This is a genomic window from Agromyces sp. Soil535 (assembly GCF_001428255.1).
GTDB lineage: Bacteria > Actinomycetota > Actinomycetes > Actinomycetales > Microbacteriaceae > Agromyces.
On record NZ_LMRW01000001.1, the window covers coordinates 1 to 15377 of the forward strand.

The window sequence follows — 15377 nt, forward strand, 5'->3', positions numbered from 1 at the left end:
CGCGGAACTGGTCAACATCTTCGGCCTGACGGCGCTCACTGAAATTCCTCACTTTCGCTCACCGCGGAACTGGTCAACATCTTCGGSCTGACGGCGCTCACTGAAATTCCTCACTTTCGCTCACCGAAATTCCCCACCCTGGGTCGCTCCGTCGCATGAGGCGGGCCTCCCTCGATGCTGGTGGTCTCTGACCACACACCAGCCTTCGAGGGAGGCCCGTTCCTCATGCTTTCAGAGGAGGACGACGTGGACATCCACGCGCTCAGACGGCAGGGGATGACGATCAGTGAGATCGCCCGCCGCACCGACCATGACCGCAAGACGATCCGGGCGTATCTGTCCGGGGAGCGCACACCCGGGGTGCGTCAGCGCGCCGCGCCCGACGGGTTCGATGCGTTCGCCGACTACGTGAGCGCCCGCCTTGCCGAGGACCCTCATCTCTGGGCGGCGACGCTGTTGGACGAGCTGGTGCCGCTGGGCTACTCCGGGTCGTACCAGACCCTCACGAGGCAGATCCGGGATCGCGGGCTGCGACCGGCTTGCACGGCGTGCGCGCATGTCACGAAGCGCCCGAACGCGGTCATCGAGCACCCGCCGAGTGAGGAGACGCAGTTCGACTGGGTCGAGCTGCCCGACCCGCCCGCGCACTGGGGGTTCCCGACGAAGCGGGCGTACGCGCTGGTCGGGTCGCTCGCGCACTCCGGGGTTTGGCGGGCGGTGCTCTCCCCATCGATGGACCTGCCGCATCTGCTGGCCGCGATGACGACGCTGCTGGGCCTGCTGGGCGGGCTCACGAGGGTCTGGCGGTTCGATCGGATGACCACGGTCCTGAAGGCCGGGTCGGACGATCTCACACCGATGTTCGCGGCGTTCGCGAAGCACCACGCCGTGACCGTCGTCGCCTGCCGGCCACGCAGCGGGAACCGGAAGGGCGTGGTCGAGAAGAACAACCACACTGCCGCCGGACGGTGGTGGCGGAACCTCCCGGACGACCTCAGCCTCGAGCAAGCGCAGGCTGGCGTCGAGGCATTCGCCAGGCGACAAGACGACCGGCGCCGTGAGGCCGAGTCCGGGTCGACGACCGCGAAGGCCATGTTCGCCGCGGAACGGCTCCGCCCGTTGCCTCTGAGCGTGTTTCCCGTGGTCGTCACCGAGCAGCGCACCGCGACCCGGCAGGCGCTGATCGACTGGCGCGGGAACCGGTACTCCGTCCCACCCGAGCTGGCCGCGGCGAAGGTGACCGTTCATCAGCGGCTCGGCGCCGACACCATCGACATCGCCACTCCTGCCGGGACCGTGGTCGCCCGGCACCAGGTCGCCGAACCCGGCCTGGGCGTCACGGTCCGCGACACCGGTCACGTCACCGCGCTGGAAGCGATCGCGATGGCGTCGGCGCCGCCGGCACGCCCGCACCGGCGCAAGGAACGCATCCCTCCTGGACCCGCCGCGCTGCGCGCCGCCGCGATCCTCACCGGCACCCAGCACCCCTCGACCGTGATCGATCTGGCCGCGTACGAGCAGGCCGCGAAGAACAGGAACACCCTCCGATGACCACCACCACGAACACCGCAGCAACCATCTACCAGCAGCTGCGGAACCACCTCGTCGACCTGAAGCTCGCGGACGCCGCCGACGCACTCCCGAAAGTGCTCGACCAGGCGCAGGCCGAGGGATGGACCCTCACCCACGCCCTCGAACAGCTCCTGCGGATCGAGGTCACCGCGACCGACGCCAGACGCCTGGCGGGCAGATTCCGGTTCGCGAACCTGCCCACCGGCGCAACCCTCGACGACTTCGACCTGGACGCCGCGTCCGGCATCGACACGTCGCTGCTGACCGAGCTGGGCACCTGCCGTTACATCGACACCGCCACCAACGTGCTCCTGATCGGCCCGCCCGGCGTCGGGAAGACCCACATCGCCACCGGCCTCGGCCACGCCGCCGTCAAAGCCGGCTACCGGGTCTACTTCACCTCCGCCGCGGACCTCGCAGCACGGTGTCACCGCGCCGCGATCGAAGGGAAATGGGCGACCATGATGCGCTWCTTCGCCGGCCCCACCCTGCTGATCATCGACGAACTCGGCTACCTCCCGCTGCCCGGTGAGGCCGCCTCGGCMYTGTTCCAGGTCATCAACCAGCGCTACCTCAAAACCTCGATCGTGCTCACCACGAACCGGCCCGTCGGAGCCTGGGGCGAGATCCTGGGCGACACMACCGTCGCCGCAGCCATGCTCGACCGGCTCCTGCACCGATCCGTCGTGATCACCCTCGACGGAGCCTCCTACCGGCTCCGCAACCACGTGACTGAAGCCGACGAACTCCGCCGCGTCACCACCGGAACCAACCTGCGCTAACCTGACCCGGCGACCTGGGGACTTTCGACCCCCTCGACGGAGCCTCCTACCGGCTCCGCAACCACGTGACTGAAGCCGACGAACTCCGCCGCGTCACCACCGGAACCAACCTGCGCTAACCTGACCCGGCGACCTGGGGACTTTCGACRAGCACAACTGGGGAAAATCGCTGAGCGCCGTCAGGGCTCGCGATCAAGCTCGGCCTGACCACTCGGCAGCTCAAATCAATGGTGGCGACATACCCGTCCATCGGATCCGACCTCGGATCCATGCTCTGATTCAACTGCCCCGAATACGACCCTCTACTACCACGCGGCCGTCCGACGCGCCGGCCAGCGTGACTCTGTCCGCTCGGTGGCGCTCGACATCCAACGCGGAAGGGGGAACGCACGCCAAGAGCGTGATCATCAGCATCCCGCGCAGCTCGCCGTTGATCTCGATCGCCACTCGATCCCGTGGCTCGACCACAAGCTCTGCCGGCGTCGACACTAGGGAACAACCGGCCGCCGCAACTTCGGATGCCGCGGTCACGCCCCCTGCGCAGGCGCAGCGACGGCTGCCCGTGCTGTTGGCGAAGGCCTCCGGTTGTGAAGTCGAGCTGTCCCCTTCACCGCTCCGCTCCCAGGAGGCCTTCGTATCCCAGGCTAACGCTGCTCTGACTCCGCGAGCCTGGTTGTGGCTGGGGAATCTGATCGTCGAGGAAGGCTGGAAGCCAGCTCTCGCGGCGAGGATGTTCACGGTCTCGACCGTGACTGAGGGTAAGTGGGCGGTCCGGTTCAGGGCCGAGGGGCGGGCCGGGATGTTTACCGATCAAGCCGACCGCTTTCGAGCAGATCGGAGGCGAGCTCGGAGTCCGTTCGTCCACCGTCCATGCGGTGCTGGCGGGTGCTCGCGGCCTTTCCGACGCCGTTAGCCGCTCGCAATCGGCGGTTGAGTGTGGCGGTGACCTGTGCCCCGTGGGGCGCCCCACGTTGTACCCGAGGCCGTCGATCAGCGAATCTCGATCTGCACCGGGAATTCGTTCTCGACGCTGCCGTCCTTCGGGCTCAGGCTGTACGCCACGACGTCGTACAGGCCGGGCGGAATGTCATCCGGCAGCGTCAGCGACGAGCTGAAGTTCGACTCCACGCAGCACTCGTCCGCGGTCACCTGCAGGGTGGCGACGGTCGTCCCGGATGCGTCCCGCACGTCGACCGTGAGCGCGGCTTCGAAGAGTGCGGCCGTGCCGGTCACCATCATGAGGCCTCCGAGGTCGTACACCTGGTAGCACGCGGGGCTCGTGAGGATGATCGGCGGTCGATCGGTCGCGATGGTGATCGGATACTCCACGAGGTCGATGACCGAACCGTCCTTCGCGCTACGCGCATACGCCCGCAGCATGACGGGCAGGGGGTTCAGCTCCGGGGGGAAGGCGAGCGTGCCCTCCCACGTGCCGGGGGTACCGCTGCCCGACGTCGCCATGAGTTGGCGTACGCACATCCCCGTGCCCGATCCGTCCACGACCTCGACGGTCAGGGCCGCCTCGAAGGTGTTCGCCTCACCGCTCACCGAAAATGGAACCGAGACGCTCTCACCCTCAGTCGGACTCTCGATCACGATCGCGGATCCTGCGGCCCCCGTCTCGCTCGCCGACGGCGGTGAGCCGTCGGTGGAAGACGGCGACGGCGCCTGGTACAGCCCGCCGCCGCCCTGACCACAGGCGACGAGCGTCACTGTCGCCAACGCGACGAGAGCACCGATTGCAAATCCACGTCGAGAGAACATGAGTTGGCCTCACTTTTCTAGGTATGGATGCTATCGCCGCCGGTGACGTTCCGGCTCAGGGCAGACCCGGATCCCGATTGGCTTGCGGGCAGGGCTATTTCCGCTCTAGCTGCTCGATCAATTCACTCACGGTCATCGAGGATTCTGCTGCGCGTAGCCATGCCTCCAGTTGATGCATCCGCAGACGAACATCGGGGACGGCGCTGTCCTCGACCAATGGCCGGAATTGAGGGGCCGTGTTCGGATACTCCGCCTGTTCAAAGGCCGCGTCCACGAACCGCGATACCGCCCACCAAGCGTCCTCGGCTGAACCATCCACCGCGCGGAGAGCGTAGAACGTGGCCGCCACTGCGTCTTCGTCGATATCGGGACGGCGTGCAATCCGATCACTTTCCGTCGGCGCGGACCGTTGTGCCTCTGCAATGTCCCATCCGTGGCTGATCGCCTCGTTCAGTTCCGTGTCCCGGTCGGCGCTGGCACGCACGAGAGCCTGCGCACAAGCCAATGCCAACGCAGTCGATTGAATAGGTTCGAGCGATAGTACTCGCCCGCGCGTGACCTCAGTGCCATCCATGGCTCGATTATCCCGGCGGCCCAACGGCTCTACCGTCGTCCTAGTGAGGGGTCCGTCACCGGACGTTCGCAAGCGGATCCATCAACGCTGCGCTGTCGAACCAGCTCTCGTCGGAAGCTTCCGGGGTCCCGGCTATCCGCTGGTTCCGAAATCCTGAGAGAATTTCAGTGCCGCCATGGTGGCGGTGGTGATGCCGTCGCGACAGGGTTCCCGCGTGGGCGCAGTGATGGAGCTCGAGATCGGGCCTGGCCCGGAGCAGGATGTGTTTTCGGTGCGCGTGCTCCACTCGGTGAGCGGCGACGAGGCCACTGGGATCATCCGACTCGACCTCGACGAGCTCGTCGCGCGTCGGCCGCTTGTCGAAGCCACCGTGCTGTCGTCGGCCGTCGCTGCGCGACGGATCCTGCCGGCGACCGAGGCGGTGCTGCGCGAAGTCGGCGAGAGGCTGTTCGTCGCCACGTTCGACGGCGCGGTCGGGTCGGCGTATCGCACGAGTAGCGCGATTGCCGCGGAGCGTGGGGCGGACCTCCAGATTGCGTTGCGCATAACAGCGCCCGAGCTCGCCACCCTCCCGTGGGAGTCTTTGTTCGACCCGGATGCGGGCGTCTACCTCTGTCGCAAGGAGCCGCTCGTCCGTCGCGTACCGGCCCCGCACTCTCCTCCGGCCCTAGCGGTCACGCCACCGCTGCGCATCCTGGCCATGGTTGCCTCGCCCCGCGGGCTACCCATGCTCGACGTCGAGGCTGAGCGCGAGCGGCTCGAGGATGCCCTGCGGCCCGAGCTCCACGACGGTCGCGTCTACCTCGAATGGCTTGAGGAGGCGTCCTGGCACGCCATCCACACCAAGCTCCTCGCCGGGGAGTGGCACGTGCTGCACTTCGTCGGGCACGGCACGTTCGACACCGAGGCTGACGAGGGATTGCTCGCCTTCGTAGGCCAGGACGGGCGAGCGGACTTCGTGCCGGCGAACGCGCTCGCGGACCTGCTCAATGAGGCCGAGCCATCGCCGCGGCTCGGCGTGCTGAACTCCTGCCAGTCGGGCGCGGCCAGTGGCTCCGACCTGTTCTCGGGCACGGCCGCGGCACTCGCGCATAGCGGCATCCGCGCGGTCGCCGCCATGCAGTTCTCGATCAGCGACGCGGCCGCCATCGCGTTCGCACGCGGCTTCTACGCGTCCCTCGCCTACGGCCGGGGAGTGGACGAGGCTGTGCGAAGCGGCCGCATCGGCATCCTGGGGCTCGGCCGCGGGACGCTTGAATGGGTGACGCCGATGCTCTACCTCCGCGGCGACGATCCGTACATCTTCTCGATTTCCAGGACGCCGAACCCGACCGCAGCGCCAGCGGAGCCCGGCCTCAAGCGCAAGCCCGAACCAGCGCCAGAATCGGAACCGGTCGCCGAACCGAAACCGGCCGCCGAACCCGTATCGGCACCCGAATTCGCTGGCGCCGTGAAGTCAGTCTCCCGCCACCTCCCCTTGTGGAAACGACCGATTACCTGGGTCGCGAGTGTCCTTGTCGGCGCGCTTGGAATAGCGATCACGAATCAGCTCGTTCCGATGTTCAGCGGACTATTCGCCCGAGTCGTCGAGCAAGGGCCGGCAGTCCGCGTGGTCTCGGTCGAGCCGCTGCCTGGCCACGGCGAGTTCGCCTTCGAACGGGGCACCGAGATCAGCGAAGAGTTCCTCACAGAACTCAATGCACTTCCGGAATCTGAGTTTCAGCCGGATTGGCTCTTCTCGCATGACGCCGTCAAGATCGGAAGCCCCACCACACGGATTGTCCTCGAAGGCACGCAATCCGAGGTTCCTGTCCGAATCCTTGACATGCAGCCCGAAGTCGAGTGCGGAGACCCGCTCGACGGCAGCGTGTTCACCTACCCGAGCGCAGGCAGCGAAAATGCCATCCGCATCGACTTCGACCTGGACAGACCCGACGCCCCAGGCTTGTACCGATCAGAAACCGGCGCCCTGGAAGGTCCGTACTTCCCGAACCACACCATCACGCTCGAAAGAGCGGAACAGGTCGTCATGCTCGTGAGCGCTTCCACCCAGCAAGGGGATTGCAAGTACCGGCTGAGACTCGACATCCTCGGCGGCGACGACCGATCCTCGATCGTCGTCCCACCGCGGGACGCCGACCCACTGCACGTTACCGCACCGCTCGACCATGCGGCATACGAGGCCGTCTACCTGGGCGGCGTCGACTGCTACTCCGTATTCCGCCGCGCCTCGCCGACCTACTTCCAAGAAGGCTACGAGCCTCCGTGCCAGGAACCGCCGCCCGGCTACTAATCTCCGATAGGGATTGGCATCCTCCGACGAACACTTAGGCCTTGGGAGCGGACGCACGGTGGACGACTCGGATGATGAACTGCGATTCCGGGCAGCGATGACGAGCGTGGCCGAGGAAATCATGGACCGTCGTCGTCGGCGGGGTACGACATCATCATCGATCACGCCAATCAGTTCGTCGACGAGTTCCTCGATCTTTCGCACGGCGGTACAGCCTATTGGCTGTGGATGTCGGTCAGCGACCTCAACGACGCCCCCGGCGGCCCAATGTCCGAGCGGCTGTGCAACCAAGTCGGGCGCAAGGCCGGTGGAATGGCTCGCCGTCGATCAGAACTCGCAGGACGCGATCGACGCATACTTCCACCGCTGGAGCACACCGGAGCCGTGGCCCGTGGCTACCTGAGAGAAACCATCGAGTCTCCAGACTCATCAGGCCAACCACTCGCGGATGGACGCCGGTCGCGTCACACCGAAAGAAAAGACCCGCCCTCACATGGAGGAGCGGGTTGGTGCTCCCACTGTAGCATGACTGCCCGGTGCGGCGGTCACCAAGTTGAAGGCTTCGCGATGCCGGCTACGGGGTTGGGCAACTGGCACTCCTGCAAGTCGGAGGGGTCCAGCCGACGCCACCAATGGCGGCCGACTCCCTCGCCGGCGTGACCCTTCAGCGCTCCAGCGAGTGGCTTCCGTCCCGGGTTGATGAGACCGATCGGTACGTGCTCGCGTGCGATGCGGATAGGTAACGCCAGATCGGAGTCGTTCGAGATCACGATGGCCGCTTCGACATGCCCCTGCAACACGTCGGCGAGCAGGTGTGTCGCGACGTTCACATCCGATCCCTTCTCTTCGCGCTTGCGCACCGTCGCGAACATCGTGCCATCGCCGTTGCGGCGCACACGCAGGCCAGGTGACCAGGACAGCAGGCGCTTCGGATCGCGCATCACCGACGGCGCTCGGGTGCCTGCGGGCTCTACGGTCATGACGGACTCATTCGCCCAGGACGCGTAGTAGCCCTCCTCGATGACGTCCACCGAGCCATGCAGCTTGAGTGCCTTGAGATAGAAGTCCTGCCGCTGCGTCTGCGCCGGGTCGTCTGGATCATTCACCCGGGCGGTGCAGTAGATGACGCGTTCGACGTGCGCCCCCTGCCAAGATGCGTACCGCGAGGCGAGTGCGCGCAGGTCGATCCACTTCCATCCAGCTGTGCTTCCCAGTTGGGCAAGACCACCGTAGTAGAGATTGAACCCGTCGATGTAGACGCCGACTCGCATGAGCGCCACCGTAGCGCAGCCGGGCACCTCAGTTGCTACCCTGCATGGAGGCAGGTTCGCGCACGCCTACGGCCGGCGGGAGGCGCTCGTAGTCACTTAATAGTCACAATTTCGGCATCACGTTGGTTCACTCGACTTCACACTTCCCCGTGATTCCGCGGCATGTGAGCTCGGGTGAAGCCGAGTGAATCACTACTGGATATCTTCAGCTTCCCAAGCTGATAGCGCGGGTTCGATTCCCGTCATCCGCTCTGATCAGGGGTTTTTCCCTGTCGGACGGCGCCGCTTTCGATGGTAAACGGTTCTCGTAGTCACTTATTGGCCATGTTGTTCTCATACTCACAGTCCGAGACAACCGACTACGAGGCGGATGTTCGCCACGATCCGGCCCGACTGGCCTCAGAGCTGCGAACTGCCTGCGGCCGGTGACAACGGCCCCCGGAGGGAACCCCGGGGGCCGTTCTCAGTCTGCTCGAACTATTCGTTCAGGGTGGTGAGCTCGCTCGCCGGGTCGGCACCGTCGGCGATGTTCTGCAGCACGATACCCAGGTCGTTCTCCAGCGAGTCGCGACCGGGCGCGAGCAGCTTGCGGGCATACTCGCTCGACTGCAGCGACTCGGTCGTCAGGTCGACGCTCTGCCTCGCGAGCTCGCTCTCGCCGTCGCCGAGCTCCACCGTGACACCTTCAGCCACCGGGAAACCCTGGAGCGTGTTCACCCACAGCTGCTGACCGGCGCCGACCGCAAGGAATTCGACGAACTTGGCCGCCGCCTCCTGCTTCTCGGGGCTGGAGTCGGCGCTGATCGCGAGGGCGAAGTCGACACCGGATGTCACGCCGGCGTCCTGCTCGCCGACGGTGGGGAACACCGCAAAGCCGATCTCGTCACCTTCGACTGCGCTGCCCGGCACCTCGGGACTCGTCGACAGTGCAGCTCCGACGTGCCACGAGCCGGTTGGGAAGAACACGCTCTTGCGAGCGAGGAAGTAGTCGTCGCGCGCGTTCGGGTATGTGGCAACGGTGGTCGCGGCGTCTTGGAAGACACCGTCGGCGAAGAGCGACTGCCACCGTTCTGCCGCCGCGACGAGACTCTCCGAGTCCCACGGGATCTCGCCACCGGCGGCCCGATAGATGTCGCCGCCCTCGCCGAATTGGTTGCTCAGCCAGACGAAGAAGTCGGCGTCGTGCCAGGTGTCGGCTGCGCCCATGGCGAAGGGCGAGTACCCTGCCGCACTGGCTGCCTTGCTCACCGCGACGAGCTCGTCGTAGTTGTTCGGCAGCGTGAGCCCGAGTTCATCCATCAGGGTCTTGTTGTAGAGGTAGTACTCCATGCCGCCGAGCAGGATCGGCACGGCGGCGACCACGTCGTCGGAGTTGGTGGTCTGCTCGAGCGCAGCACTGCTCACCTGCCCGATCCAGTCGCTCGCGTACTCGTCGGTATCGAGCGCGAACTCGGAGTAGTCGTCGAATGAGGCACCGACCTGAATGCCGTAGAGGTCGGGCACCTCACCGGCCAGGATGGAGTTGTCGAGGTTGGTGCGGTATGCATCGTAATCTTCGTCCCGGTCGAACTCGATACTGATTCCCGGGTTCTCCGCTTCGAATGCGGCGATAATGTCGGGCCACTGGTCCTGTGTGGGCAGCCACGTCTGGAACGTCAGTTCGATGGTGCCGTCCGAGCTCTCGGGCTCGGCGGCGCAGCCGGTCAGCGCGAGGCCTCCGACTGCCACGAGGGTGACGCCAGCGAGCAGCGTCCTTGCGTGCTTTGTTGTCGTGAACACAGTCATCCTTCTTCTTCGTTTTCTTGGGGGGGTCCGTTGAATGAGGTCGCCTCGTACGCTCGCAGTCGCGAGGTGAGGAGGGTCATCCGCTGGGAGGATCCGGCCGTGCGCATCGGCACGACTACACCTCGGCCCGCGGCGTGCACCGCGACTTGGTCGGCCAACACCGTCGTACGCACGCTGAAGCGGCGCTCGGCGAGCGGCGCGTGCACGAGCTCATCGCGTCGGCCACCGCGTATACGGATGACCCGGAGCCCCGACGCATCCACCTCGACGAGCAGTTGGTTCTGGTCGTCGAGCCATGCGGGGCTGAACCGTATCCGGCCGCGAGTGCTGCTCATCAGTTCGAAGTCGTGAGTGGTGACGGTTTCTGCTCGGTCGTCGAGCGCGACGAGTTCGAGTTCTCCGCCGAGAGCGGCAAGACCGTCCAGCGTCACGTCGGCCTGGCGGCTGGCGGCGTAGATTCGTGGCAGCAGCGCAAGGCTCTCGCCCCATAGCTGGAGGTGGCGCGTAAGGCTGAAGCCCGAGAAGCGCGCGGCTGTCTGGTGGGCGGTGAGCCCGAACGAGGCAGGGCCTTCAGGTGCGCAGAAGGTGAGCACGTCGATCCCGTCGAGCTGCACCGTCACACGGTCGAAGAGCCGCTGCACGCCGACCAGGTGGAACTTGGTGACGTCGAAACGGGGAAGCGGCGCGCTCGCAAGCATCACTCCGACGTTGCCGGTCACGTGCCGGGCGGTGATCCGCGCCAGACCGGAGTCCAAGAGCACTTCGACGAACTCATTCGGGCCGAGGTAGACGGGGACGATGCCCGCGCGTGCGCCGGCGTGGTCGAGAGTGGCCGCTATATCCACCTCCGCCCGGTACGACTCGATACGCAGCGCATTTACGGCGAGCGATCGCGCCCGATCAGCGGAGGTGGTTGCGGCGCGATCGCCGCTCGTCCACGTGCCCTCGAGCACGACCCAATCCTCACCGAGTCGTGCGTCGTCGAACGCGTCGCGCAGATCGGGCAGGGCGGGTGCGTCCTGAGGTTCGGATGAGGGGGCGTTGGTGTCGAGGGTGTCGCCGTCGATGAAGAGCGGGTCGATACGCAGGCTCCGCTGCTCCACGCCCGGGATGAGTTCCTCGTCCGCTTCCCGGCCGTGGTACATGATCCACGGGTCGATGAGGTTCGGCGCGATGACGATCGAGTTGTGTCCCGTGCCCTCGACGCGGTCGTTGCGGCTGATGAGTGCGTGATAGTCGTGATCGCTCGGGTACTTCGACCACACGAGATCGTGGATGGAGGCATCCGCGGTCGCACGTCCGTAACCGACGAAGTAGTTCTCGCGGACGTACGCATTGCCCGAGTACGTGAGGAAGGCGCGGTCTCGGTGGCGAAGGTACGTGGCGCCTTCAACCGTGTGCCAGTCCCGCCCGTCACCGAATCGGTCTACCGCATACACCTCTTCGGGCAGCGTCGGCAGGAGCACCGGCCTCGGGTAACCGGCGAGCGTCACGGCATCGAGCATCCGATCGACGAGGATCGAAGTCCCCGCATCCGCGGAATTCAGGCCGGTCACGTCGTTCGTCGAGTAGAACATGTGCAGCTGCCCGTCGACGTCGCGGACGACCTGAGGGTCGATGGCGAACTTGTCGAAGAACGTCGCGACGTACTGATACGGGCCCAGCGGGTCATCGCTGACCGCCACCATGAGCCGCTCGTCGTGCGGGTCCTCCGAGTCCTCTGGCACGCTCGAGACGTAGAGGTGGAAGGTTCCGTTGTCGTAGAAGACGCACGGTGCCCAGAAGTTGCGGCGTCCCGGCATTTGGAGCGCGTAACCGTGGTGCTCCCACGTCACCAAGTCATCGCTGCGGCTCACGTTGACACCGTGCTCGTCCGTGGAATAGCAGTAGTAGCGTCCGCGGTGCTTGAAGCCGAACGGGTCGGGGTTGGTGCGGCGGATGCCGTCGACGTAGCTGAGTGGATTGCGGTAGGAGCGCGTGTCGAGCCGGGGAAGCTCGTACTGGCGGTCGGGAACGGTCATCGTCGCCTCAACTCTTGACTGCGCCGGCGGTGACGCCGGCCTGTAGGAACCGCTGACTCGCCAAGTAGACGAGGATCGACGGCACGGTCATGAGGATGAGGCCTGCGTAGAGCTGGGAGATCTGCTCCTGGCTCATCCGGTCGGATTCGAGCAGCGAGATCGCCTGGGTGACGGGGAACCGCTCGGGGCTGGTGAGCAGCAGGGTCGGAAGTAGGTACTCGTTCCATGCGTAGACGAACGAGAGCACACCGATGTTCGCGAGACTCGAGCCGCTGAGCGGCACCAGGATCCTCCAGAAGGTCCCGAACGAGTTCGACCCGTCGAGTTTGGCCGCTTCGATCAGCTCGTCGGGAAGCGAATCGAAGTGGTTCTTCATGATCATGAGCATGATCATCACGTTGAACGCCACGAGCGGGACGATGACCCCGGTGTAGCTGTCGCGCAATCCGAGGTTGTTGACGGTGAAGAACAGGGGCGTGACGACCGACGCCACCGGGACCGCGAGGCAAGCGAGGAGCACGTAATAGATCGCCGTTCGGCCTGGGAACTGCAGCTTCGAGAACGCATACCCGCCGAGTGAGGCGATGAGCACGATCACGATCGCAGACGCTCCCGCGAGCAGGAAGCTGTTGCCGACGGCTGCCCAGTAGCTGAACGTCCGATGGTTGAGCACGGCGGCGTAGTTCCCCCAGCCGCCGACGCTCACCGACTTGTAGATCGCGAGGCCGATTGGATAGAGCCAGATGGCCGCGAGGAACGTCAGCGTCGCGTACATCGCAATGCGCGGTCCCACTCGTTTCGTCCCGTTCATCGGATGCTCCGCTCACGGTTCGATGCTCGGATCTGGAGCATCGCAAGGGCGAACGCGAGCACGAGAATGACGACGCCGATGGCGGAGGCGTAACCGGCCTCGCGGTCGGCACGTGTCTGGACGAGGAAGGTGTTCAGGAATTGCGTCGAGACGCCGGGTCCGCCGCCGGTCGTGAGCCAGACGATGTCGAACGTCTTGAGTGACCCGACGATGCCAAGAATCACCAGCACGCTGGTGGTGCCTCGGAGCGAGGGGATCGTGATGCTGACGAGGCGGCGCCACCAGCCCGCTCCGTCGATCATCCCGGCCTCGTAGAGCTCGTCTGGAATGGACATCAGGCCGGCGTAGTAGGTCATCATTGAGAACCCCATCCACTGAAAGACGTTGATGAGGATGATCGACCAGATTCCGAGGTCCTTGCCGAGCCATTGGATGACCGCATCGGGGCCGATCAGTCCCAGCGCGCGGAGGGATTCGTTGAGCGTTCCGTAGTTGGCCTCGAGCATGTACTTGAACACCGTGGCGATGATTGCGGGCGCCATCGCGATCGGGAGAAAGAAGATCGCCTTGTAGACGTTGCTACCGGGCAGCCGTTCCTTCGCGATGACGGCGATCAGCAGACCGAGGACGGCCTGGATGACGATGGTCGCGGCCATGAACACCAGGTTGTTGCGCAATGCAATCCAGAAGGTCGGGTCCTCGATCAGATCGGCATAGTTGGCGACGCCGACGAAATCCATCCGCGTCAGGCCGTTCCAATCGGTCAGGCTCGCGTACGCGGAGAAGCCGATGCAGTAGTAGATGAGCCCGCCGGCCAAGACCACGATCGGCAGGATGTAGAAATACGGGCTCCCCCGTCGCAACATGGAGCTCAACTCGGCCTCCTTTCTTCCCAGTGCCGCCAGGGCGATGTCAACGCTGACGGACTCGGGAGGAAGCCGCGGATGGGATGATTCAACGTTGAATGACGGACGATCGAGTGAGATGCTATCCCATAGTTCAACGTTGAACAACCCGACCTTGAAACGCTATGCTGCAAAGGCCCCACGGGTCGGAAGCCTGCTCGGATGTGGGCGACAGAAGGAGCTCGGATGGCGGGCGTGACCCTGCGCGACGTGGCACTGACCGTCGGTGTGAGTGCGAAGACCGTTTCGAACGTCGTCAATGGGACGGGGTGGGTCAGCGATGAGGTACGCGACCGCGTCAAGGAGGCGATTCGCGAACTCGGCTACCGCCCCAACTTCGCAGCTCGGCAACTCCGGCACGGGCGCACCGGCCTTCTCGCGCTCGCCGTCCCCGACCTTCGCGAACCCTACTTCGCGGAGCTTGCCGCCTCCTTCGTCGGCACAGCCCAGAAGCGCGGTCGGACGGTTCTGATCAACCAGACCGGCGCCGACCGCGACATCGAGCGTGCGCTGATCGAGGGCGAGGGACTCCCATCCATCGACGCACTTGTGTTGAGCCCGCTGGCCCTCACGGCCGAGGACCTCGGGGCACGACGAAGCCGCACTCCACTCGTGCTGCTCGGCGAGCAGGCGGCCGTGCTCCTGGACGAGAGCATCGTGCATCTCGGGATGCCCAACGTCACCGCATCGCGGGCCGCTGTGGAACATCTCATCGCTCAGGGGCGTCGCCGGATCGCGGCGATCGGTATCCAGAACTCGGGCCCAAACGCTTCATCGTCGCTTCGTGCGCTCGGCTATCGTGAGGCGCTGGCGGGGGCGGGCATCGCAGTGGATCCGGCGCTTTTGCGCGAGGTCGTCCACTTCTCCCGGGCGGAGGGAACTCGGTCTGTGGAGGAGATGCTCGGGGCGAGGGTTGAGGTCGACGCGCTGTTCTGCTTCAACGACTCCCTCGCCTTCGGGGCCCTCCACGCCCTCGCCGTGAACGGGATACGCGTGCCAGAGGATGTAGCCGTGGTCGGGTTCGACGACATCGACGAGGGGCGGTACACCGTCCCTACGCTGACGACCGTTGGACCGGGCCCAGAAGTCATCGCCGACCACGTCTTCGATCTCATCGACCGTCTCGAGGAGCAACCGATCGGCCGACACGTGCTCCCTCACGAGCTCGTGATACGCGAGAGCGCCTGACGCACGCCCGGCGATCACGAGACCGGTCGCCCCAATTCTTCGCCGACCTCGTCCACGACCGTCACTGCTCCGTACAGCAGGTCGCCGCCGGACTGGCGCGCCCGTCCTCTCGTAGTCACTTAATAGTCACAATTTCGGCATCACCATGGTTCACTCGACTTCACACTTCCCCGTGATTCCGCGGCACGTGAGTCCGGGTGAAGCCGAGTGAATCACTACTGGATATCTTCAGCTTCCCAAGCTGATAGCGCGGGTTCGATTCCCGTCATCCGCTCTGATCAGGGGTTTTAGTCGTCCGCTCGGACTGGTTTCGTGGCAATCCGATGGCATTGTCTCCACTTATTCGCCAGTTCGTTCTCAAGCTCATGGGCCGAAACAGCTCTTTCATGCAATCCCACGGCTGGTTCGCTT

Annotated in this window: 13 protein-coding genes; 6 read left to right on the forward strand and 7 right to left on the reverse strand. The window is 65.3% G+C overall.

Going from position 1 to position 15377, the window contains the following annotated elements:
- Positions 1–225 precede the first annotated feature (225 nt).
- The 3 genes from istA (at position 226) to ASG80_RS24290 (ending at position 3267) form a co-directional block, all read left to right on the forward strand.
- A complete protein-coding gene (istA, locus tag ASG80_RS00005) occupies positions 226–1551 on the forward strand; it encodes an IS21 family transposase (RefSeq protein ID WP_056727243.1) in 1326 nt (441 codons plus the stop codon).
- Positions 1548–2354 (forward strand): IS21-like element helper ATPase IstB, encoded by an 807-nt coding sequence (istB, locus tag ASG80_RS00010; RefSeq protein WP_056727245.1) that lies wholly within the window; start codon positions 1548–1550, stop codon positions 2352–2354. Before istA ends, istB begins: the two co-directional genes overlap by 4 nt.
- Before the next feature lie 562 nt (positions 2355–2916).
- Positions 2917–3267, forward strand: coding sequence for a leucine zipper domain-containing protein (locus ASG80_RS24290; protein WP_369816202.1), 351 nt, complete (start codon positions 2917–2919; stop codon positions 3265–3267).
- A gap of 77 nt (positions 3268–3344) precedes the next feature.
- Here ASG80_RS24290 and ASG80_RS00015 read toward each other — a convergent pair whose 3' ends face one another.
- The gene (locus ASG80_RS00015; RefSeq protein ID WP_235508084.1) at positions 3345–3902 is read right to left on the reverse strand and encodes a Gmad2 immunoglobulin-like domain-containing protein; all 558 of its coding nucleotides are present in this window, start codon (positions 3900–3902) and stop codon (positions 3345–3347) included.
- On the opposite strand from ASG80_RS00015, the gene ASG80_RS24295 reads away from it, so the two are divergent.
- Positions 3838–4047 (forward strand): hypothetical protein, encoded by a 210-nt coding sequence (locus tag ASG80_RS24295; protein ID WP_235508149.1) that lies wholly within the window; start codon positions 3838–3840, stop codon positions 4045–4047. The two genes, ASG80_RS00015 and ASG80_RS24295, sit on opposite strands and share 65 nt — an antisense overlap.
- Before the next feature lie 165 nt (positions 4048–4212).
- Here the strand turns inward: ASG80_RS24295 and ASG80_RS23250 are convergent, their stop codons facing one another.
- Positions 4213–4692, reverse strand: coding sequence for a hypothetical protein (locus tag ASG80_RS23250; protein WP_156401572.1), 480 nt, complete (start codon positions 4690–4692; stop codon positions 4213–4215).
- A gap of 175 nt (positions 4693–4867) precedes the next feature.
- On the opposite strand from ASG80_RS23250, the gene ASG80_RS00025 reads away from it, so the two are divergent.
- Positions 4868–6985 (forward strand): CHAT domain-containing protein, encoded by a 2118-nt coding sequence (locus ASG80_RS00025; RefSeq protein WP_056727251.1) that lies wholly within the window; start codon positions 4868–4870, stop codon positions 6983–6985.
- A 545-nt stretch (positions 6986–7530) separates the two neighbouring features.
- On the opposite strand, the gene ASG80_RS00030 is transcribed toward ASG80_RS00025, so the two are convergent.
- From ASG80_RS00030 to ASG80_RS00055, 5 genes are all read right to left on the reverse strand, one after another.
- On the reverse strand, positions 7531–8256 hold the full coding sequence (locus ASG80_RS00030; protein WP_056728373.1) for an NYN domain-containing protein: 726 nt from the start codon (positions 8254–8256) through the stop codon (positions 7531–7533).
- Positions 8257–8733: 477 nt separating this feature from the next.
- A complete protein-coding gene (locus ASG80_RS00040; protein ID WP_056727254.1) occupies positions 8734–10035 on the reverse strand; it encodes an ABC transporter substrate-binding protein in 1302 nt (433 codons plus the stop codon).
- Between the two features lie 2 nt (positions 10036–10037).
- Positions 10038–12062, reverse strand: a complete 2025-nt coding sequence (locus tag ASG80_RS00045) for a glycoside hydrolase family 43 protein (protein ID WP_056727256.1) — start codon at positions 12060–12062, stop codon at positions 10038–10040.
- A gap of 7 nt (positions 12063–12069) precedes the next feature.
- Positions 12070–12873: a carbohydrate ABC transporter permease gene (locus tag ASG80_RS00050; RefSeq protein ID WP_056727258.1), complete on the reverse strand. Its 804-nt coding sequence runs from the start codon at positions 12871–12873 to the stop codon at positions 12070–12072.
- A complete protein-coding gene (locus tag ASG80_RS00055; RefSeq protein ID WP_235507865.1) occupies positions 12870–13886 on the reverse strand; it encodes a carbohydrate ABC transporter permease in 1017 nt (338 codons plus the stop codon). Before ASG80_RS00055 ends, ASG80_RS00050 begins: the two co-directional genes overlap by 4 nt.
- 78 nt (positions 13887–13964) lie before the next feature.
- On the opposite strand from ASG80_RS00055, the gene ASG80_RS00060 reads away from it, so the two are divergent.
- A complete protein-coding gene (locus tag ASG80_RS00060; RefSeq protein WP_056727264.1) occupies positions 13965–14966 on the forward strand; it encodes a LacI family DNA-binding transcriptional regulator in 1002 nt (333 codons plus the stop codon).
- Positions 14967–15377 lie beyond the last annotated feature (411 nt).